Source organism: Streptomyces sp. 11x1 (assembly GCF_032598905.1).
Taxonomy (GTDB): domain Bacteria; phylum Actinomycetota; class Actinomycetes; order Streptomycetales; family Streptomycetaceae; genus Streptomyces.
The window spans coordinates 10,078,968-10,099,469 of sequence record NZ_CP122458.1 but is presented as its reverse complement, the minus strand read 5'-3'; the positions used below and the strand labels follow the sequence as shown (position 1 = coordinate 10,099,469).

Below are 20,502 nucleotides of genomic sequence, written 5' to 3'. Positions count from 1 at the left end.
GCACCGGCCCCGGATCCGGTTGGACACTGGAGTGCGGCCGGGTTGCGCCGACGGACGAGACCAGGACACGACTGCCATGAACAGCGACAGCGATCACCGGGACGACGAGAACATCGTCTCCAGCCATTCCGTCTTCGGCGCGCCCTGCTGGGTGAGCCTCACCAGCCGGGACCTGCCGGCCACGGAGGACTTCTACGCCGCCGTGCTCGGCTGGCAGTGGCGTACGGCCAAGCTCGGCGACCACTTCCGGATCGCGCTCGCCGACGGTGTGCCGGTCGCCGGGATCGCCGGGGTGGCCTCCCTGTGGCAGATGGCAGTGGCCTGGACCCCGTACTTCGCCGTGTCGGACGCCGACGCGGCCGCGTCCCGGGCCAGGGAGCGCGGCGGCACGGTCGCGGTCGGCCCCCTCTCCTTCCCCCCCGGACGCGCCGCCCTGTTGGCGGACCGGCACGGCGCCTCCTTCGGGATCTGGGAGGGCGCACTGTTCACCGACTGGGAGACCTGGCGCAAGGCCGCCCCGGCCTTCATTCGGCTGCACACCCGGGACGCCTTCGACGCGGCGATCTTCTACGGCGAGGTCCTGGAGTGGGCCACCGAGAAGCCCGGCTGCTGCGAGGTGCGCTACGAGGCGAACGAGGTCGTCCTGCGCAGCGAGGGCGAGGTGGTCGCCCGGATCACCTCCGGCGCTCTGGAGGCCGCCCCCGACCCCACGATCCGCCCGCACTGGCAGGTCCACTTCTCCGTCTCCGACGTGGCGGCCCGTGTCGAGGCCGCCCAGCACCACGGCGGCACGATCCTCACCCAGGACGCGCACGAGGCGGTCCTCCGCGACCCCGACGGCGCCCAGTTCACCATCACGTCGCGCGGCGAACGCTGACCGGGACGGCCGAGGATTCAGCGGGCCCGGCAGGGCCTGGAGAGCAGCATCAGCCCCCGCGCCTCCAAGGTGATCTCGGCGCCCGCCTTGTGCTCCGACTCGTCCGGGACGCCGTCGGGTTCCGCGGTCGTGTCGACCCGGGTCGTCCAGCGCTCGCCGTACGCGGCGCCGGGGAGCCTGAAGACCCGTGGCTCCCAGTGGCTGTTGAGCAGCAGCAGGAAGGAGTCGTCGACGACGGGGTTGCCCCGGTGGTCGCGTTCGGCGATGGCGTCGCCGTTGAGGAACACGGCCACGGCGTGCGCGTCGGAGCGGTCCCAGTCGGCGTCGGTCATCTCGTGGGCGTCCGGCCGCAGCCACACCAGGTCGGGCAGCGGCTGGTCCGCGCGGGTCGGGGTGTCGCCCCGGAAGAAGCGGCGGCGGCGCAGCACCGGGTGCGCCGCGCGCAGGGCGATCAGGTCGCGGGTGAACGCGAGCAGCGCGCGCCGTTCGTCGTCGAGCCGCCAGTCGAGCCAGGAGACCTCGTTGTCCTGGCAGTAGGCGTTGCTGTTGCCGCGCTGGGTGCGGCCCGACTCGTCGCCGTGGCAGATCATCGGGATGCCCTGGGACAGCAGCAGGGTGGCCAGCAGGTTGCGTTGCTGCCGGGCCCGCAGGGCGAGGACCCGGGGGTCCCTGGTGGGTCCTTCCGCGCCGCAGTTCCAGGAGCGGTTGACGCTCTCGCCGTCCCGGTTGCCCTCACCGTTGGCCTCGTTGTGCTTGTCGTCGTAGGAGACCAGGTCGCGCAGGGTGAAACCGTCGTGCGCGGTGACGAAGTTGACACTGGCGCGCGGGCGGCGCCGGCTGTGCTCGTACAGGTCGGCGGACCCGGTCAGCCGGGACGCGAACTCGCCGAGCATATGGGGACGCCCGCGCCAGAAGTCCCGTACGGCGTCACGGTATCGGCCGTTCCACTCGGACCACAGGGGCGGGAAGTTGCCGACCTGGTAGCCGCCCTCGCCGACGTCCCAGGGTTCGGCGATGAGCTTGACCCTGCTGATCACGGGGTCCTGCTGGATCAGGTCGAAGAACGCCGAGAGGCGGTCCACCTCGTGGAACTGCCGGGCCAGCGTGGCGGCCAGGTCGAAGCGGAAGCCGTCGACATGCATCTCGGTGACCCAGTACCGCAGCGAGTCCATGATCAGTTGCAGGACGTACGGGTGCCGCATCAGGAGGCTGTTCCCGGTGCCCGTGGTGTCGTAGTAGTGCGCCCAGTCGCCGTCCACGAGGCGGTAGTACGAGCTGTTGTCGATGCCGCGGAAGGAGAGGGTGGGTCCCTTCTCGTTGCCCTCGGCGGTGTGGTTGTAGACCACGTCGAGGATCACTTCGAGGCCGGCCGCGTGCAGGGCCTTGACCATCGACTTGAACTCGGTGACCTGCTGGCCCCGGGCGCCGTGGGCGGCGTAGGCGTTGTGGGGCGCGAAGAAGCCGATGGTGTTGTACCCCCAGTAGTTGACGAGGCCCCGGTCCTGCAGGACGCCGTCCTGCACGAACTGGTGGACCGGCATCAGCTCGATCGCGGTCACGCCCAGCGAGGTGAGGTGCTCGACTACGGCGGGATGGGCCAACCCCGCGTAGGTGCCGCGCAGTTCGGGGGGAACGTCGGGGTGGGTGCGGGTGAGGCCGCGGACGTGGGTCTCGTAGACGACGGTGTCGGCGTACGGCCGGCGCGGCGGGCGGTCGTCCCCCCAGTCGAAGAACGGGTCGGTGACGACGCCGAGCATGGTGTGCCCGGCGCTGTCGGCGCCGGGTTCGCGGAGGGAGGGATGGTTGTCCACCTGTCCGTCGACGGCCGTGGTGTACGGGTCGAGCAGCAGCTTCGCCGGATCGCAGCGGTGGCCGGCGGCGGGGTCCCAGGGGCCGTGCACCCGGTAGCCGTAACGCTGCCCGGGTCCGACGCCGGGGAGCCGGCCGTGCCAGACGAAACCGTCGGCCTCGGTGAGCGGAACGGTGCGATGGCGGCCCGCGTCGTCGACGAGCACGAGGTCGACGCCGTCGGCGACCTCGCTGAAGAGGGCGAAGTTGGTTCCGGTGCCGTCGTAGGAGGCGCCCAGCGGGTAGGGGTGCCCGCTCCACACGGGCACCCCTTCGCGGTCCGGACGCACGGTCACCGCGCGTCTTCGAGGATGTCCGGGGCCGCGCCGCCGGGCGCACCGGCGAGCGTCGCGACGGGCAGCTCGCGGGGCACCTGGAGCATCGCGCGCAGGGCCGGCTCGGGTGCCCTCGGCACCAGGGGCACGCTCTGGTCGACGGGGGCCCGTTGGGTGAACCAGATGACCGTGCTGCCGGTGTCCGTGGAACAGCAGCCCCAGCCGTCGCTGAGCGCGGCGATACGGGTCAGGCAGGGGCGCAACTCCCGGTCGGGGCGCAGCTCTCGGTCGTTCTCGGCCACGGCCGAGATGAGATGCTGGCCGTTCCACCACATCTCGATCGACGTGTTCTTGTCCGTCGCGTGCTCCTCGATGGCGTGCAGGAGGAGTTCGGCGCTGTGACACACGGGCTGGACGAGCGTCTCCAGGTCCCAGAACCGGAGGTGAGCGGCCAGGATGCGGCTGACCTGCCCGACCCGTTCCGGACTGACTTCCACGTCGAGGTGGTAGTAGCGAGGCACTTCGGTCTTCATCGTCGTGGGCTCCTCACCGGCGAAGCTCCCTCCGTGCATGCACGAAGCGTGAGCACCGATTACTTCTGAGTCACCTACAGGGTGGGAGGGCTACGCCATTCGTGCAACACGAGCGACTCCCGAGGTTGTTGAAGAACCAACAAGACGCCTGGTGGTTGCGCGTGCACCATGAGTGAAGGCATCGGCTCCGTGAGGGTTCGATGCCCCTCCGTGCACGACCTCCCCCGGGAAGCGTGCTCCGCCGAGAGTGCCGGGAGGGACCAGCACATGCTGCTGCCCGCCAAAAATGAGGTGGCCAGACATCTGCGGCGCTACCGCACCTGGGAACGCGTGATGCTCGCGTCCCCGACCGACCGCGCGGCCCGGGACAGTTTCGAGGACTCCGGCTACACGCTGTGCGTCCTCATGGGCAAACGCTGCGCCCGTGAGGCCGTGGCGGCCGCCGAGCGCTATCTGCAGACGAGCCCGTCCTCCCGTCTCCAGGAGCAGGGCGACCGTCCCGAGCAGGGGGCCGCCGGCAAGCCCCGTAAAGACCGGGCCCGTAAAGGGGCCGGCAAGACCCGGACCGGCGAGAGCCGTTCCGCCACAGGTGGTCCGCCGCCCGGTCGGCGTTCCACGGCAGGGCGGTAGGACCCGCAGAGCACCCGTTCGGCCCAGCGCCGATCCCCGAGCACGGCGGAGGTGAGACCCATGAGCCCGACTCCGGCCCCGGCCGTCGGCCGCGTCCCCGTCAGGGATGTCCGCCCGCTCGTCGAGTGCGGCAGGCGTCCCGCGAAGGCAGTCGTCGGCGAGACCTTCGAGGTCACCGCGACGCTGTTTCGCGAGGGGCACGGCGTGGTGGCCGCCAATGTCGTGCTCAAGGACCCCGAGGGCCGTCCGGCCCCGTGGACCCCGATGCGCGAGCTGGCCCCCGGCACCGACCGCTGGGGTGCTTTGGTCACCCCCACCTGTGAGGGCCGCTGGACGTACCGCGTCGAAGCCTGGAGCGACCCCGTCGCCACCTGGCGTCACACCGCCCGCGTCAAGGTCCCGGCCGGCATCGACACGGGGCTCGTCCTGGAGGAGGGCGCCGAACTGTTCGTACGGGCGGCCGCCGGGGTGCCGGAGGCGGACCTGCACGCGGTCCTGGTGGCGGTGGTCGGCAGGCTCCGCGACGACACCCTGCCGGCCGCCGACCGGCTGGCTGCGGCGTTGGCGCCGGAGGTGGACGAGGTCCTGACCCGGCATCCCTTGCGGGAACTGGTCACCTCCTCCGAGCCGTTGCCCCTGCTGGTGGAACGCGAGCGGGCCCTGTTCGGCTCCTGGTACGAGTTCTTCCCCCGTTCCGAGGGCACCCCCGAGCAGCCCCACGGAACCTTCCGCACCGCCGCAGGGCGCCTGCCCGCCATCGCCGCCATGGGCTTCGACGTCGTCTACCTCCCACCCATCCACCCCATCGGCACCACGTTCCGCAAAGGCCGCAACAACACCCTCTCCCCCACCCCCGACGACGTCGGCGTGCCCTGGGCCATCGGCTCCCCCGAAGGCGGCCACGACACCGTCCACCCCGACCTCGGCACCCTCGACGACTTCGACTTCTTCGTCGCCGAAGCCCGGGCCCTGGGCATGGAAGTCGCCCTGGACCTCGCCCTGCAGTGCTCCCCCGACCACCCCTGGGTCCACAAACACCCCGAGTGGTTCCACCACCGCCCCGACGGCACCATCGCCTACGCCGAGAACCCGCCCAAGAAGTACCAGGACATCTACCCCATCGCCTTCGACGCCGACATGCCCGGCCTGATCGCCGAGACCACGCGTGTCCTGCGGCACTGGATGGACCACGGGGTACGCATCTTCCGCGTCGACAACCCCCACACCAAACCGGTCGTCTTCTGGGAACAGGTCATCGCCCAGATCAACGCCACCGACCCGGACGTCATCTTCCTGGCCGAGGCCTTCACCCGCCCCGCGATGATGCACACCCTGGCCGCCACCGGCTTCCAGCAGTCCTACACCTACTTCACCTGGCGCAACACCAAACAGGAGCTCACCGAGTACGCCGCCGAACTCGCCGGGGAAGCAGCCGCCTACATGCGGCCCAACTTCTTCGTCAACACCCCCGACATCCTGCACGCCTTCCTCCAGGAGGGCGGCCGCCCCGCCTTCGAACTCCGCGCCGTCCTCGCCGCCACCCTCTCGCCCACCTGGGGCGTCTACTCCGGCTACGAGCTCTGCGAGAACACCCCCCTGAAGCCAGGCAGCGAGGAGTACCTCGACTCCGAGAAGTACCAACTCCGCCCCCGCGACTGGGACGCCGCCGAACGCGACGGACGCACCATCGCGCCCCTCATCACGGCGCTCAACCACATCCGACGGCGGCACCCCGCACTGCACGGACTGCGGAACCTGCGCTTCCACCACACGGACAACGACGCGGTGATCGCGTACAGCAAGCGCACCGGTTCGGACGTGGTCGTGGTGGTCGTCAACCTCGATCCCCACCGTGCCCAGGAGGCCACGATCACACTCGACATGGCGGAACTCGGCCTGGGCATGGGCGAGAGCATGCCGGTGCTCGACGAGTTGACAGGGGAGACCTACCACTGGGGACGGACGAACTACGTGCGCCTGGAGCCCGGGCGGGCGCCCGCGCACGTCCTCCACGTCCCGCTCCCCGCCGACAGCTCGTCCTCCTCGTCGCAGATCGGAGGGTCAGGTACGCCATGACCACGAACAAACCCATCCCGGACACCTTCGACGACACACCGCAGAAGGACCGGGACCCGGACTGGTTCAAACGCGCTGTCTTCTACGAGGTCCTCGTCCGGTCCTTCCAGGACAGTGACGGCGACGGCATCGGCGACCTCAAGGGCCTGACCGCGAAACTCGACTACCTGCAGTGGCTGGGCATCGACTGCATCTGGCTCCCGCCGTTCTTCAACTCCCCCCTGCGCGACGGCGGTTACGACGTCTCGGACTACACCGCCGTCCTCCCCGAATTCGGCGACCTCGCCGACTTCGTGGAATTCGTCGACGCCGCCCACCAACGCGGCATGCGCGTCATCATCGACTTCGTCATGAACCACACCAGCGACCAGCACCCGTGGTTCGAGGAATCGAGGAAGGACCCCGACGGACCCTACGGCGACTACTACGTCTGGGCCGACGACGACAAACAGTTCCCCGGCGCCCGCATCATCTTCGTCGACACCGAAGCCTCCAACTGGACCTTCGACCCCGTCCGCAAACAGTACTTCTGGCACCGCTTCTTCTCCCACCAGCCCGACCTCAACTACGAGAACCCGGCCGTGCAGGAGGAAATGCTGGCGGCCCTGCGGTTCTGGCTGGATCTCGGCATCGACGGGTTCCGGCTCGACGCGGTCCCCTACCTCTACCAGGAGGAAGGGACCGACTGCGAGAACCTCCCGGCCACCCACGCGTTCCTGAAACAGGTCCGCCGGGAGATCGACGCACTGTATCCGGACACGGTCATCCTCGCGGAGGCGAACCAGTGGCCCGAGGACGTCGTCGACTACTTCGGTGACTTCGCCAGCGGCGGCGACGAATGCCACATGGCGTTCCACTTCCCCGTCATGCCCCGCATCTTCATGGCCGTACGACGGGAATCGCGCTACCCGGTCTCGGAAATCCTCGCCAAGACCCCCGCCATCCCCTCGAACTGCCAGTGGGGCATCTTCCTGCGGAACCACGACGAGCTCACCCTCGAAATGGTCACCGACGAGGAACGCGACTACATGTACGCGGAGTACGCCAAGGACCCGCGCATGCGCGCCAACATCGGCATCCGCCGCCGCCTGGCGCCCCTGCTGGACAACGACCGCAACCAGATCGAACTCTTCACCGCCCTGCTGCTCTCCCTGCCCGGCTCCCCGATCCTCTACTACGGCGACGAGATCGGCATGGGCGACAACATCTGGCTCGGCGACCGCGACGCCGTCCGCACCCCCATGCAGTGGACCCCCGACCGCAACGCCGGCTTCTCCTCCAGCGACCCCGGCCGCCTCTACCTGCCGACAATCATGGACCCGGTCTACGGCTACCAGGTCACCAACGTCGAGGCGTCCATGTCCTCACCGTCGTCGCTGCTGCACTGGACCCGCCGGATGATCGAGATCCGCAAGCAGAACCCGGCGTTCGGCCTGGGCACCTACACCGAACTGCCCTCCTCCAACCCGTCCGTGCTCGCCTACCTCCGCGAGTACAAGGACGACCTGGTGCTGTGCGTGAACAACTTCTCCCGCTTCGCCCAGCCCACCGAACTCGATCTGCGCGCCTACCAAGGACGCCACCCCGTCGAGCTCATCGGCGGAGTCCGCTTCCCCGCCATCGGTGAACTGCCCTACCTCCTCACCCTCGCGGGCCACGGCTTCTACTGGTTCCGGCTCTCCCGAGTCCTCTCCCGCGCTGCCCTAGGGCGTTGAAGCGCGGGCCGGCGAAAGGACGCGTCACCATGTCGAAGACCGCATCCGCACTGCTCCGGCCGAGTGGCGAAGAGGTCGCCGCCGGCCTCATGACCTCGCTGGCGGGAATGCTGCGCGAATGGCTGCCGCGGCAGCGCTGGTTCGCCGGCAAGGACCGGCCGGTCACGGAGCTCGCCCTGCAGTCGATGACCGAGCTGTATCCGGGCTGCCTGCATCTGCTCGTGCACACCGGTCAGCCGAGCCATCCCGCTCACGGCGGGGTGCCCGCGCCGGGCGGACTGCCCCCGGCCGGCGACTGCTACCAGCTCCTGCTCGGGGTGCGTGAGCATCCGGTGCCGCGCCTGGCCCGGGCGCTCATCGGACAGGCGCGCGGGGGACCGCTCGCCGGTCTGACGGTGTACGACGCGCTGTACGACCCCCGGTCGGCCGAGCTGCTCCTCGAACGGCTGCGGCATCCCGGCTCGGCGGGCCCGCTGCGTTTCGAGGCGGACCCCGGCGCACGGGTACCGGCCGGGCTGGCGCCCAGGCTGCTGGACGCCGAGCAGTCCAACTCCTCGCTGGTGTACGGGGACGCGTACATCCTGAAGGTCTTCCGGCGCGTCCAGCCGGGGGTGAACCCCGATCTGGAGGTGCCGGGCGCGCTGGCCGGGCAGGGGTGCGGCCGGGTGCCGGCGCCGGTGGCCTGGTTCCGGACGACCGATCCGTTCCCGGCGACGCTCGGTGTGCTGCAGCCGTTCCTGCCCGACGCGTCGGACGGCTGGACGCTGGCACTCGGCGCACTCGCCGCCGGACAGGACTTCACGGCACAGGCCCGTGAGCTGGGCCGGGCCACGGCGGAGGTGCATCTGGCGCTGGCCTCGGCCTTCCCCACCGGGGCCCACGACGAGACCGGGCGGACGGCGGCCGCGATGACCGAACGGCTGGACGCCGCCGCACGCTCCGTACCGGCCCTGCGGCCGTACGTCCCCGGGCTGCGCACGGCCTTCCGCGCGCTGCTCGCCTGCGACCCGGGGCCGCCGGCGCAGCGCGTCCACGGCGACCTGCACCTGGGGCAGGTGCTGCGGGCCGGTCCCGACTGGTTCGTCATCGACTTCGAGGGCGAGCCGTCCCGTCCGCTCGCCGAGCGGTGCGGCACGCAGTCTCCGGTGCGGGACATCGCCGGGATGCTGCGCTCCTTCGACTACGCCGCCCGGCAGCGCCGGCCCTGGCGCCCGGAGTGGGCGCGCGGTTGCCGGGAGGAGTACTGCGCGGGCTACGCCGCCCGCGCCGGCTGGGACCCGCGCGAGAAGCACGGTCTCCTGCGCGCCTACGAGACGGACCGGGCGGTGTACGAGGTTCTCTACGAGGCTCGTCACCGTCCCGACTGGCTCCCCGTACCGATGGCGGCGATCGAGCGTCTCGCCGTGAGAGGAGACTGAAGCCGTGGCTCTGCGTGACACCACGCCCCCCGAGTCCGCCGGCCCGCCCCGGCGCCGCCCCCGGCTGACCGTGGCCGCCCCTCCCTTGCCCCCCGAGGAGCGCGCACGGCTGCTCTCCGGCACACACCACGATCCGCACTCCGTGCTGGGCGCCCACCCGGTGCCGGGCGGCGGGGTCGCCGTGCGGGCCCTGCGCCCGTACGCCCACGCCGTGAGCGTCGTGATCGCGGGTGAGCGCACCTATCTCGCCTCGGAGGGCGACGGTCTCTTCTCCGTGCTCCTGCCGCTCGACGCCGTGCCCGCGTACACGCTGTTCGTGTCGTACGAGGACGCCGATCACGAGGTGGAGGACCCGTACCGGTTCCTGCCCGCGCTCGGTGAGCTGGACCTGCATCTGATCCGGGAGGGGCGGCACGAGCAGCTGTGGAAGGCGCTCGGGGCCGAGCCCATGACCCACCAGGGCGTCACCGGCACCCGCTTCACCGTCTGGGCACCGAACGCCCGGGGGGTACGGGTGGTCGGGGACTTCGCCTGCTGGGACGGGACGGCGTTCCCGATGAGGTCCCTGGGTTCCTCCGGGGTCTGGGAGCTGTTCCTGCCGGGGGTGGGCGAGGGCGCCCTCTACAAGTTCGAGATCACCGCGCGCGACGGCCGGCGTCTGCTGAAGGCCGACCCGATGGCCCGCCGCGCGGAGGTGCCCCCCGCGACGGCGTCCGTCGTCCACGCCTCGCGCTACGAGTGGAGTGACGCGGAGTGGATGGCTCGGCGCGGTGACGTCCCGGTGCACGAGGCGCCGTTCTCCGTGTACGAGATCCATCTCCCGTCCTGGCGACCGGGACTGACGTACCGTCAACTCGCCGATGTGCTGCCCGGGTACGTCTCTGATCTCGGGTTCACCCATGTCGAGTTGATGCCGGTCGCCCAGCACCCGTTCAGCGGCTCCTGGGGCTACCAGGTCACCGGCTTCTACGCCCCGACGGCCCGTCTCGGCACCCCGGACGACTTCAAGTACCTGGTCGACGCCCTGCACCGGGCCGGGATCGGGGTCATCGTGGACTGGGTGCCCGCCCACTTCCCCAAGGACGACTGGGCGCTCGGCCGCTTCGACGGGGAGCCGCTGTACGAGCCCGGGGACAGCAGGCGGGCGGAGCATCCGGACTGGGGGACGTACGAGTTCGACTTCGGCCGCACCGAGGTGCGCAACTTCCTCGTGGCGAACGCCGTGTACTGGTGCGAGGAGTACCACGTCGACGGGCTTCGGGTGGACGCGGTCGCCTCCATGCTCTACCTCGACTACTCGCGGGACTCCGGACAGTGGTCGCCCAATGTGTTCGGCGGGCGCGAGGATCTGGACGCGGTCGCCTGCCTCCAGGAGATGAACGCCACCGTGTACCGGCGGGCGCCCGGTGTGGTGACCATCGCGGAGGAGTCCACGGCCTGGGACGGCGTGACCCGCCCGACCGACAGCGGGGGGCTGGGTTTCGGGCTGAAGTGGAACATGGGGTGGATGCACGACTCGCTGGGCTACATGGAGCACGAACCCGTGCACCGCAAGTACCACCACAACGAGATGTCGTTCTCGATGGTGTACGCGTACAGCGAGAACTACGTCCTGCCCATCTCCCACGACGAGGTCGTGCACGGCAAGCGGGCGTTGGTGTCGAAGATGCCGGGCGACTGGTGGCAGCAGCGCGCCAACCACCGCGCGTACCTGGGTTTCATGTGGGCCCACCCCGGCAAGCAACTCCTTTTCATGGGGCAGGAGTTCGCCCAGGGCGGGGAGTGGGTGGAGGCTCAGGGGCCGGACTGGTGGCTGCTCGATCCGGGGTACGGCGCGGAGGCCGACCACCGGGGGGTGCGGGACCTCGTCCGCGACCTGAACATGACCTACCGCCAGACGCCGGCCCTCTGGCAGCGGGACACCGACCCGGCCGGCTTCCAGTGGGTGAGTGCGGACGCCGCCGAGGACAACGTCTTCGCGTTCCTGCGGCTCGCCGCGGACGGGACGCCGCTGCTGGCCGTCTCGAACTTCAGCCCGGTGGTGCGGGAGGAATACCGCCTCGGGGTACCGGACGACGTCGCGGTGTGGCACGAGGTGCTGAACACGGACGCGGTCGTCTACGGGGGCGGCGGGGTCACGCATCCCCATCCCGTCGAGTCAGAGCCGCACGCCTGGCACGGGCGGCCGGCCAGTGTCCGGCTGACGCTGCCCCCGCTGGCCACGGTGTGGCTCCGCCCCGAGCGGTCCCCCGGCCCCGGGGCGACCGATCAGGATCGGAGAAGCCCGGCGGCGCCGGTGCGCCCTAGCGTGGGGGCTGATCCGGGCGACCGGAGATCACCCCGTAGGAGTGCGACATGACTGCCGGACTGAAGACCGTCATCTACCCCGTCAAGGACCTGGCTCGGGCGAAGGCCCTGTTCAGCGCCCTGCTGCAGGTCGAGCCGTACGCGGACTCGGCGTACTACGTCGGCTTCAAGGACGCGGGGCAGGACGTGGGGCTGGACCCGAACGGCCACGCCAAGGGGATGACGGGACCGGTGCCGTACTGGCACGTCACCGACATCCGCACGAGGTTCGCGGCGCTGCTGGAGGCCGGGGCGCAGACGCTGGAGGACGTCCACGACGTGGGCGGCGGCCGACTGATCGCCTCGGTGAAGGACGCGGACGGCAATCTGATCGGGCTGGTGGAGGACACGGCTGCCGAGTAGCGCGATGGTTGCGTCTGCACTAGTTGCACGGACAACGAATGCTTCGCCCTCTGTTACCGTGCACATATGGCAGCGAACACGACCGGTGTCCGGCTCGAGGACCAGTGGCGGGACATCCTGTCCGTGCACGCCCGCACGATGTGCGAGATCGACCGCGTGCTGCATCCGCACGGGCTGGGCGCCAGCGACTTCGAGGTGCTCGACATCCTCGCGTCGGGGATGGCCGCCGCAAGCGCGTCCGGGGACCTGTGCCGGGTGCAGAACATCGCCGAGAAGGTTCACCTCAGCCAGAGCGCGCTGTCCCGGCTGATCGGCCGGCTGGAGAAGGACGGCCTGGTGGAGCGGTCCGTGTGCGCGGAGGACCGGCGGGGTGTGTGGGTGGCCCTGACGGACAAGGGCCGCGAACTGCACACGGAGGTCCAGCCCCTGCAGCGTGAGGTCCTGGCCCGCATGCTGCGGCAGGACTGACCCGCCCGCGGAGCCGCGGGAACGGTCTGCGGGCCGTCCCCTCGTCCTCGGGCGAGTTTCCCCCGTGCGGATCAGATTCCTTGACCTCCCAGGAGGGTGCCCACGTCGTGGGCGTCGAGGGTGAGGCCGTGCGGGGAGCCGGCGTCGATGGTGAGGGAGAGGTCGGCGTCGGCGGGCCACTGGGAGGCCAGGGCGCCCAGTGGCACCAGCCGGTAGCGCGACACATAGGGCAGGAGCTCGGCCATCGCGGGCTCCGAGGTGAAGACCGGCACGATCTGCTCGCCGCCGGGCTGCTCCAGCACGGGCAGCGCCACGGCCGTCGGATCGTTGACGGCCGCCTCGTCGGCGTCGTCCGGGACCGGGATCAGCACGTCGGTGTCGGCGAGCGTGTGGAGCGCGGCCGCGTCATGGGTGTCGAAGGCGAGCGCGGTCAGCGCCCGCTGGGCCGGCGAGACGGCCTGGTGCGGGGTGTGGCCATTGGCGGGTATGTCCATCGGAAGATCCCAGCTAGTAGCGGAAAGGCCGCCCGGGACGGCGTCCGTCCCGGGCGCTGCGCCCCTCGCGTACCCGACGGCGGGGCGGGCATTCCTCTGCCTGGCCGATGCATACGGAACTCGAGGGGCCGCCGGGGGCCGAGAGCCCCGGTCACGACGGGGGTGGTCGCCTCGGAGGCACCCCGGATGTCTCCTCGGGCTACGGATGTCACTCAGGTAGGGCCCGACCGCGCCGATCTTCCCGGGGCCGTCGAGGACGTACATGCGCAGACTGCTCTTGCCGGGGGCGGCGACGCCGTGTGAAGAGGTCGCGCGGCCGGCGCTCCGCCGAAGCGCCTCGGGGACTTCGCCGGCGCCCGAGGCAGGTGAGAATGAACCAGTAGTGGTGACCCGCGCCCACGCGCCCGCCGGGGTCCCGGTCCTAGCGTGGCCGCATGACCATGCAACCCTGGTTTCCCGACGCCAAGCTGGGCATCTTCATCCACTACGGCATCTACGCCGTGGACGGCGTGCCGGAGTCCTGGTCCTTCTACTGGGGCGAGGTGACGCACGAGCAGTACATGAAACAGCTCGACGGCTTCACCGCGTCCGCGTACGACCCCACGGCCTGGGCCGAGTTGTTCGCCCGGGCGGGCGCGAGGTACGCGGTGCTCACGGCACGCCACCACGACGGTGTCGCCCTGTGGGACACCGCCCACGGCGACCTGGGCGTCGTCCGCCGCACGCCGGCGGGTCGGGACCTGATCACCGACTACGTCGACGCGCTGCGCGAACGGGGCCTGAAGGTCGGCCTCTACTACTCGCACTCCGACTGGAACCACCCGGACTACGCCAGTGCCCGCCACCCCGAGATCGACCGGTGGACGAAAGAGCACCCGGGCGGCAACGACGCCAATCCCTACTCCCACGCCGCCCCCGGCGAGGAGGACCCGGCCGCCTGGGACCGCTATCTCGCCTACCGGGACGGCCAGGTGGGCGAGCTGGTCGAGCGGTTCCGCCCCGACCTGCTGTGGTTCGACGGCGAGTGGGAACGCACCGAACAGCAGTGGCGACTAAGGGAGTTGGCCGAGCTGATCCTCAGCGAGAACCCGGACACCGTGCTCAACGCCCGCATGCTCTCGTACGGCGACTACGCCACCCCGGAACAGGGTGTGCCACTCGAAGCGCCCGAAGGGCCCTGGGAGTTGTGTCTGACCATCAACGACTCATGGGGTTTCCAGCACGCGGACCACAACCACAAATCCGTGCGGCAGCTGGTGCGTTACTTCGCCGAGACGATCGGCATGGGCGGCAATCTGCTGCTGGACGTCGGGCCGAGGGCGGACGGGACGATCCCCGCCGAGCAGGTCGAGCGGCTGGAGGGGCTCGGGGCGTGGATCGGGCGGCACTCCGACGCCGTGTACGGCACGGTCGCCGGGCTCCCCGCAGGCCACCACTACGGTCCGAGCACCCTCTCCGCCGACCGGCGCACCCTGTACCTGATGTGCTTCGACGTACCGCGTGAGTCCGTGGCGGTACGGGGGCTGCGCAATCCGGTCAAGAGGGTCACCGTCCTCGGCGCGGGCACCGAGCTGGACCACCGGGTCGTCGGCGGTCTCGACGCGGTGCCCGGCGTGACGTGGATCGACGCGCCCGCCGAGGCCGACCTCGACCCGTACGCGACCGTCCTCGCCGTGGAGTTGGAGGGAGAGCTGGACCTCTACCGGGGCGCGGGGCGCGACTGACCGGCGGGGACACGTCGGCGGGGGCGTGTCGGCGGCTACGTACAGTCCTCGGGAATCGACCGGAGGTTCGCGTTCATGAACCTCCGGATCGGCCCGGGACGGCCCAGGGCCCGCTTCGGGGGGAATCGCATTGCCGTGGGACGTGGCTCCTCTGGTGAGCCGGGAGACCGAGCTGGCCCGCCTCACCGGCGTACTCGACGCACTCACCGGTGACATCGGCAAGAGCAGGCTGGTCTCCGAGTTCTGCGCACGGGCGCGGGACAGGGGCATGACGGTGCTGCGCCGCCGGGCGACCGGTCCACAGCATGGACCGTTTCGCCCTGCAACGCGCGGCGGCGGCCTTCCTGGCCCGGACAGCGCGCGGGCGACGGTCTCGTGGTGGCCCTCGACGACGTGCACTGGGCCGACCCGGCCTCCCTGGAACTCCTCGACCACCGCGTCCGGCATCCGCCGCGGCGCGCTCCCGTGGTGATCGTGGTGGCCCGGCGTGAACGGCAGACCGCGCCCCGGCCCGCGGCCTCCCCCACCCGGGGAGTGGAGGCCGGGACGGTGCACCGCTGTACTTCCTCGCCCTGCTCCAGGCCGGCAGGCCGGCGGGGCTCAGCTCGCTGCTGCTGGACGAACTGACACCCCTCACCGACGGCCCGCGCCGGACGGTCCAGGCCGTGGCCGTGCTCGGCGGCCACGCCGCACCCGCTCTGGTGGCGGCCGTCACCGGCCGTCCCGAGCACGAACTCGAAGCGGACTTCGGTGAGTTGACCGCCCGGGATCTCGCGTGGCCGGGGCCCGACGGCCGTTGGACGCTCCGGCATCCGGTGCTGCGGTCCGTAGTCCACGACAGCATCGATCCCACGCTGCGCACCCGGATGCACCACCTCGCCGCCGTCGAACTGGCCCGGATCGAAGCGCCGGTCAGCGAGTGTGCGCACCACATGGAGCGGGCGCTGACCGGCTTCGCCCCGGATGCCGTGGCCGTGCTCACGGAGGCCGCCCGGCCCGCGCCATGTGGGAGCGCGCCGTGCGGCTGAGCGAGGGGACCGGTGCACACCTGCTGACGGGCCTCGCGGAGGTGATCCGCCCGGCGGTCTTCGTGGAGTCGGCGACGTCGCAGGGCACGGGCGGGGACGCCGGCGCGTCGGCGCGCGACAGGGTGTCCGAGGAGCTGGCCGTGCTGTCCGCGCGGGAGCGGGAGATCGCCGCCCTCGTCGCGAAGGGCCTGACCAGTCCCGCCCCATCGCCGAGCGGCTCTTCCTCAGTCCGCGCACGGTCGAGACCCACCTGTCCCGCATCTACCGCAAGACGGGCGTCATGTCCCGGGCGGCACTGGCGGCCCTGCAGACCCGCGACGAGCTGCGCGAGGGCGGCGCCTGAGCCGCGTGGCCCAGAGGGCGGGATGCGATCCGCACCCCTCGGTGCGTCTCCTCCGAGCGGGATGGTTAGCATATGAGCGCCGCCTAGCTCGAAAGATAAACCTGTGACTCGTAACGAGGACTCGTTCACCGCCTGGAAGCACCGCGAGGAGATCGCGGAATCGATGATCCCGATCATCGGGAAGCTGCACCGCGAGCGGGACGTGACGGTTCTGCTGCACAGCCGCTCCCTGGTGAACAAGTCGGTGGTCAGCATCCTGAAGACCCACCGGTTCGCCCGCCAGATCGCCGGCGTGGAGCTCTCGGTCACCGACACCCTGCCGTTCCTCCAGGCCCTCACCACGCTCGACCTCGGCCCCTCGCAGATCGACATCGGCCTGCTCGCCGAGGCCCACCAGGCCGACGACCGGGGACTGTCGGTCGCGGAGTTCACCGCCGAGGCCGTCGCCGGTGCCACCGGCGCCAACAAGATCGAGGGCGGCGAGGGCCGCGACGTCGTCCTCTACGGTTTCGGTCGCATCGGCCGCCTCGTCGCCCGCCTGCTCATCGAGAAGGCCGGCTCCGGCAACGGCCTGCGGCTGCGGGCCATCGTCGTGCGCGGCGGTGGGGGTCGGGCCGCAGAGGATATCGTCAAGCGCGCCTCGCTGCTGCGCCGGGACTCCATCCACGGCCAGTTCCAGGGCACGATCACCGTCGACGAGGCCACCAGCACGATCAACGCCAACGGCAACGAGATCAGGGTGATCTACGCCGGCGACCCGTCCGAGGTCGACTACACCGAGTACGGCATCAAGAACGCCATCCTCATCGACAACACGGGCAAGTGGCGCGACCGCGAGGGGCTGTCGAAACACCTGCGTCCCGGTATCGACAAGGTCGTGCTGACCGCGCCCGGCAAGGGCGACGTCCCGAACATCGTGCACGGTGTCAACCACCACACGATCAAGCCGGACGAGCAGATCCTGTCCTGCGCGTCCTGCACGACCAACGCGATCGTGCCGCCGCTGAAGGCGATGGACGACGAGTTCGGTGTGCTGCGCGGTCACGTGGAGACCGTCCACTCGTTCACCAACGACCAGAACCTGCTGGACAACTACCACAAGTCGGACCGTCGTGGCCGCTCCGCGCCGCTCAACATGGTCATCACCGAGACGGGTGCCGCCTCGGCCGTCGCCAAGGCGCTGCCCGACCTGAAGGCGCCGATCACCGGCAGCTCGATCCGCGTCCCCGTCCCGGACGTCTCCATCGCGATCCTCAGCCTGCGCCTCGGCCGTGAGACGGACCGCGAGGAGGTCCTCGACTACCTCCGGGGCGTCTCGCTGACCTCGCCGCTCAAGCGCCAGATCGACTTCACCAACGCGCCCGACTCGGTCTCCAGCGACTTCATCGGCTCCCGCCACGCCTCGATCGTCGACGCCGGTGCCACCAAGGTCGACGGCGACAACGCGATCCTCTACCTCTGGTACGACAACGAGTTCGGCTACTCCTGCCAGGTCATCCGGGTCGTCCAGCACGTCTCCGGGGTGGAGTACCCGACGTACCCGGCACCGGCGGTCTGATCCACCGGGCCGAGCGCCCTCCCATGTGACACCCGCCGCCCGCCGGGCCTTCCGCCCGGCGGGCGGTTCGCGTTCCACGGAACCCTGACGAACGGGCCCTGGAGGTCGGCCCCGCGCATCAACGGCGGATCCTCGGGGCCGGGCGTTGACCCCGGTGGCGTGGACATCGTGCGCGAGCAGGGCGGTTACCGCATCGCCGTCGAGCCGTCGGCGGTCGACGCGCACCGGTTCCGCGAGCTGACGAGCCGGGCCGCGCCGGCGGGCGCGGACGAGCGGGCGGTGGCGTGCGGGGAGGAGGCTCTGGGACTGTGGCAAGGAGAGGCGTTCGCCGGAGCCGACACACCGTGGTTCAACAGCCGACGCGCACTGCTGGACGCGGAACGCCTCCCCGTGCGAATGGACCTGACGGACGTGCGGCTCCGTTTCGCCGGCCCGGGGACCTTCAGCCGCACCTTCCGCGACATCGCGGCACTTCGCCGCGGCAGTACCGCAAGGAGGCGCCGCGGCTGCCCGCCCCTACGGCGTCGACTGCGGTCTGCGCGACCCCTTCGGCAACAGTGTCCGCTGCACCCGGCCGAAGGGCTGAGGCCCCGCGCGCCGCCGGTTCGGGGGCGTTGTCAGTGGTGGGCGGCAGGATGGGGGCATGACGACATCAGCTGCAGTGATCGTGGATGCCGCCGCCTACGCACAGGCCGTCGAGGACGCGGTGCGGGCCTCGGCCGCCTACTACACCGGGGGTACGTCGGCGCTGGACGACGACACCTACGACCGGCTCGTGCGCGGCATCGCGGCGTGGGAGGCCGAGCATCCCGATCTGGTCCTGCCCGACTCGCCCACCGGCAAGGTCGCCGGTGGCGCGGTCGAGGGGGACGTGCCCCACACGGCGGCGATGCTGAGCCTGGACAACGTGTTCTCGGGCGAGGAGTTCACCGCGTGGACGGCGTCGCTGGCCCGGCGTATCGGGCACGACGTGGAGCGGTTCAGCGTGGAGCCCAAGCTCGACGGGCTCGCGGTCGCCGCACGCTACACACGGGGCCGGCTCACGCGGTTGATCACCCGTGGCGACGGAACGGCCGGGGAGGACGTCTCGCACGCCATCGGCACCATCGAGGGGCTGCCGGACGAGCTCACCGAGCCGGTCACGGTCGAGGTGCGGGGCGAAGTCCTCATGACCACCGCCCAGTTCGAGCACGCCAACGAGATACGCACCGAGCACGGCGGGCAGCCGTTCGCGAACCCGCGCAACGCCGCGGCGGGCACCCTGCGCGCCAAGGAGCGTGCCTACACCGTGCCGATGACGTTCTTCGGGTACGGGCTGCTGGCCCTGCCGGGCACGGACGCCGTCGACGCCGCCCGGCTGACCGAACTCGCCCACAGCGAGCTGATGTCGCGAGCCGCAGAACTGGGCGTCAACACCACCGCGAGCACGGCCGTGCCCGGTGTCACCGCCGCCTCCGTCGAGGAGGTGCTCGCCCGGGTGACGGAGATCGCCGCGCTGCGGGCCGGGCTGCCCTTCGGGATCGACGGGATCGTCGTCAAGGCCGACCTGGCCGCCGACCAGCGGGCCGCCGGGTCAGGTTCCCGAGCCCCGCGCTGGGCGATCGCCTACAAGCTGCCCGCCGTCGAGAAGATCACGCGGCTTCTGGAGGTGCAGTGGAACGTCGGCCGCACCGGCATCATCGCGCCGCGCGGTGTGCTGGAACCCGTCGAGATCGACGGCTCCACCATCACGTACGCCACCCTGCACAACCCGGCCGACATCACGCGCCGCGACCTGCGGCTGGGCGACCATGTCATGGTGCACCGCGCCGGTGACGTGATCCCCCGCGTGGAGGCGCCCGTCGCCCATCTGCGCACCGGCGAGGAACAGCCCATCGTGTTCCCCGAGGTGTGCCCCAGATGCGGGTCCGGCATCGACACCGGCGAGCAGCGCTGGCGCTGCGAGAACGGCCGCAACTGCCATCTGGTGGCCTCCCTGTCGTACGCCGTCGGCCGCGACCAGCTCGATGTGGAGGGGCTCGGGCACACCCGGGTCGTCCAGCTCGTCGAGGCGGGCCTGGTGGCCGACCTCGCGGACCTGTTCGCCCTCACCCGGGAGCAGCTCCTCGGGCTGGAGCGCATGGGGGAGACCAGCACCGACAATCTCCTCGCCGCGCTGGAGACTGCCAAGGGGCGGCCGTTGTCGCGGGTGCTGTGCGCGCTGGGGGTGCGGGGCACCGGACGTTCCATGTCCCGCCGTATCGCCCGCCACTTCGCCACCATGGAGAACATCCGGGCCGCGGACGCCGAGGCGATCCAGCGGGTCGAGGGCATCGGCACCGAGAAGGCCCCGTCGATCGTGGCCGAACTCTCCGAGCTCGCCCCGCTCATCGACAAGCTCGTGGCTGCCGGGGTGAACATGACCGAGCCGGGCGCCACACCTCCCGCGCCGGCCGGCGAGGACTCCCCCGACGCCGAGGACTCCGCCGCCGAGGAGGGCGCCGGGGCCCCGGGCGGGCCGCTCGCCGGGATGGCCGTGGTGGTCACGGGCGCGATGACCGGCGTCCTGGAGAAGCTCAGCCGCAACCAGATGAACGAACTCGTCGAGCGCGCCGGGGGCCGCGCCTCCTCCAGCGTCTCCAAGAGGACGTCCCTGGTCGTCGCGGGAGAGAACGCCGGCTCCAAGCGTGCCAAGGCCGAGGCCCTCGGCATCCGCCTGGCCGGCCCGGACGAGTTCGCCGCGCTGGTGGCCGACTTCCTGGACTGACCGTTCGTGGCGCCGCGGTGAGCGGCGTCACGCGGCGGGGCCTCGGGGTGGCTCGGCGGC

General features: G+C 71.0%; 17 protein-coding genes. 14 read left to right on the top strand and 3 right to left on the bottom strand.

Going from position 1 to position 20,502, the window contains the following annotated elements:
* Positions 1–76 precede the first annotated feature (76 nt).
* The gene (locus P8T65_RS44425; protein ID WP_316731102.1) at positions 77–877 is read left to right on the top strand and encodes a VOC family protein; all 801 of its coding nucleotides are present in this window, start codon (positions 77–79) and stop codon (positions 875–877) included.
* A 17-nt stretch (positions 878–894) separates the two neighbouring features.
* On the opposite strand, the gene glgX is transcribed toward P8T65_RS44425, so the two are convergent.
* Positions 895–3,021, bottom strand: a complete 2,127-nt coding sequence (gene glgX, locus P8T65_RS44420) for a glycogen debranching protein GlgX (RefSeq protein ID WP_316731101.1) — start codon at positions 3,019–3,021, stop codon at positions 895–897.
* Positions 3,018–3,533 carry a pep a2 gene (locus P8T65_RS44415; RefSeq protein ID WP_316731100.1) on the bottom strand — a complete coding sequence of 172 codons (516 nt, stop codon included), beginning with the start codon at positions 3,531–3,533 and terminating at the stop codon, positions 3,018–3,020. Before P8T65_RS44415 ends, glgX begins: the two co-directional genes overlap by 4 nt.
* Positions 3,534–3,800: 267 nt before the next feature.
* Between P8T65_RS44415 and P8T65_RS44410 the strand changes: the two genes are divergently transcribed.
* The 7 genes from P8T65_RS44410 (at position 3,801) to P8T65_RS44380 (ending at position 12,549) form a co-directional block, all read left to right on the top strand.
* Complete coding sequence (locus tag P8T65_RS44410; RefSeq protein WP_316731099.1) at positions 3,801–4,163, top strand: DUF5133 domain-containing protein; 363 nt, start codon at positions 3,801–3,803, stop codon at positions 4,161–4,163.
* A gap of 60 nt (positions 4,164–4,223) precedes the next feature.
* Entirely contained in the window at positions 4,224–6,239 is a 2,016-nt protein-coding gene (locus P8T65_RS44405) for an alpha-1,4-glucan--maltose-1-phosphate maltosyltransferase (RefSeq protein WP_316731098.1), read from the top strand.
* On the top strand, positions 6,236–7,954 hold the full coding sequence (gene treS, locus P8T65_RS44400; RefSeq protein WP_316731097.1) for a maltose alpha-D-glucosyltransferase: 1,719 nt from the start codon (positions 6,236–6,238) through the stop codon (positions 7,952–7,954). The genes P8T65_RS44405 and treS overlap by 4 nt, the downstream gene beginning before the upstream one ends.
* A gap of 29 nt (positions 7,955–7,983) precedes the next feature.
* Complete coding sequence (locus P8T65_RS44395) at positions 7,984–9,372, top strand: maltokinase N-terminal cap-like domain-containing protein (protein ID WP_316731096.1); 1,389 nt, start codon at positions 7,984–7,986, stop codon at positions 9,370–9,372.
* A 4-nt stretch (positions 9,373–9,376) separates the two neighbouring features.
* On the top strand, positions 9,377–11,731 hold the full coding sequence (glgB, locus tag P8T65_RS44390) for a 1,4-alpha-glucan branching enzyme (protein WP_316731095.1): 2,355 nt from the start codon (positions 9,377–9,379) through the stop codon (positions 11,729–11,731).
* The gene (locus tag P8T65_RS44385; RefSeq protein WP_316731094.1) at positions 11,728–12,081 is read left to right on the top strand and encodes a glyoxalase; all 354 of its coding nucleotides are present in this window, start codon (positions 11,728–11,730) and stop codon (positions 12,079–12,081) included. Before glgB ends, P8T65_RS44385 begins: the two co-directional genes overlap by 4 nt.
* Positions 12,082–12,147: 66 nt before the next feature.
* Positions 12,148–12,549: a MarR family winged helix-turn-helix transcriptional regulator gene (locus P8T65_RS44380; RefSeq protein ID WP_184898178.1), complete on the top strand. Its 402-nt coding sequence runs from the start codon at positions 12,148–12,150 to the stop codon at positions 12,547–12,549.
* Positions 12,550–12,620: 71 nt separating this feature from the next.
* On the opposite strand, the gene P8T65_RS44375 is transcribed toward P8T65_RS44380, so the two are convergent.
* Positions 12,621–13,043: an SseB family protein gene (locus P8T65_RS44375; RefSeq protein ID WP_316731093.1), complete on the bottom strand. Its 423-nt coding sequence runs from the start codon at positions 13,041–13,043 to the stop codon at positions 12,621–12,623.
* Positions 13,044–13,477: 434 nt separating this feature from the next.
* On the opposite strand from P8T65_RS44375, the gene P8T65_RS44370 reads away from it, so the two are divergent.
* The 6 genes from P8T65_RS44370 to ligA all read left to right on the top strand — a co-directional run bounded on the left by P8T65_RS44370 (position 13,478) and on the right by ligA (position 20,442).
* Positions 13,478–14,767 (top strand): alpha-L-fucosidase, encoded by a 1,290-nt coding sequence (locus tag P8T65_RS44370; RefSeq protein WP_316731092.1) that lies wholly within the window; start codon positions 13,478–13,480, stop codon positions 14,765–14,767.
* 378 nt (positions 14,768–15,145) lie between these two features.
* Positions 15,146–15,394 carry a hypothetical protein gene (locus P8T65_RS44365; protein WP_316731091.1) on the top strand — a complete coding sequence of 83 codons (249 nt, stop codon included), beginning with the start codon at positions 15,146–15,148 and terminating at the stop codon, positions 15,392–15,394.
* Between the two features lie 38 nt (positions 15,395–15,432).
* Entirely contained in the window at positions 15,433–15,795 is a 363-nt protein-coding gene (locus P8T65_RS44360; RefSeq protein ID WP_316731090.1) for a hypothetical protein, read from the top strand.
* Entirely contained in the window at positions 15,731–16,138 is a 408-nt protein-coding gene (locus tag P8T65_RS47565; RefSeq protein ID WP_399102695.1) for a helix-turn-helix transcriptional regulator, read from the top strand. Before P8T65_RS44360 ends, P8T65_RS47565 begins: the two co-directional genes overlap by 65 nt.
* 103 nt (positions 16,139–16,241) lie before the next feature.
* Positions 16,242–17,696, top strand: coding sequence for a glyceraldehyde-3-phosphate dehydrogenase (locus P8T65_RS44355; RefSeq protein WP_316731089.1), 1,455 nt, complete (start codon positions 16,242–16,244; stop codon positions 17,694–17,696).
* A 643-nt stretch (positions 17,697–18,339) separates the two neighbouring features.
* Positions 18,340–20,442, top strand: coding sequence for an NAD-dependent DNA ligase LigA (ligA, locus tag P8T65_RS44350; RefSeq protein WP_316731088.1), 2,103 nt, complete (start codon positions 18,340–18,342; stop codon positions 20,440–20,442).
* The last annotated feature ends 60 nt before the right edge of the window (positions 20,443–20,502 follow it).

What these genes read in the sequence shown, in the direction of transcription:
- P8T65_RS44425 (WP_316731102.1), top strand. Translation starts at nt 77, where the DNA reads ATGAACAGCGACAGCGATCACCGGGACGACGAGAACATCGTCTCCAGC.
- P8T65_RS44415 (WP_316731100.1), bottom strand. Translation starts at nt 3,533, where the DNA reads ATGAAGACCGAAGTGCCTCGCTACTACCACCTCGACGTGGAAGTCAGT.
- P8T65_RS44410 (WP_316731099.1), top strand. Translation starts at nt 3,801, where the DNA reads ATGCTGCTGCCCGCCAAAAATGAGGTGGCCAGACATCTGCGGCGCTAC.
- P8T65_RS44405 (WP_316731098.1), top strand. Translation starts at nt 4,224, where the DNA reads ATGAGCCCGACTCCGGCCCCGGCCGTCGGCCGCGTCCCCGTCAGGGAT.
- treS (WP_316731097.1), top strand. Translation starts at nt 6,236, where the DNA reads ATGACCACGAACAAACCCATCCCGGACACCTTCGACGACACACCGCAG.
- P8T65_RS44395 (WP_316731096.1), top strand. Translation starts at nt 7,984, where the DNA reads ATGTCGAAGACCGCATCCGCACTGCTCCGGCCGAGTGGCGAAGAGGTC.
- P8T65_RS44385 (WP_316731094.1), top strand. Translation starts at nt 11,728, where the DNA reads ATGACTGCCGGACTGAAGACCGTCATCTACCCCGTCAAGGACCTGGCT.
- P8T65_RS44380 (WP_184898178.1), top strand. Translation starts at nt 12,148, where the DNA reads ATGGCAGCGAACACGACCGGTGTCCGGCTCGAGGACCAGTGGCGGGAC.
- P8T65_RS44375 (WP_316731093.1), bottom strand. Translation starts at nt 13,043, where the DNA reads ATGGACATACCCGCCAATGGCCACACCCCGCACCAGGCCGTCTCGCCG.
- P8T65_RS44370 (WP_316731092.1), top strand. Translation starts at nt 13,478, where the DNA reads ATGACCATGCAACCCTGGTTTCCCGACGCCAAGCTGGGCATCTTCATC.
- P8T65_RS47565 (WP_399102695.1), top strand. Translation starts at nt 15,731, where the DNA reads ATGCCGTGGCCGTGCTCACGGAGGCCGCCCGGCCCGCGCCATGTGGGA.
- ligA (WP_316731088.1), top strand. Translation starts at nt 18,340, where the DNA reads ATGACGACATCAGCTGCAGTGATCGTGGATGCCGCCGCCTACGCACAG.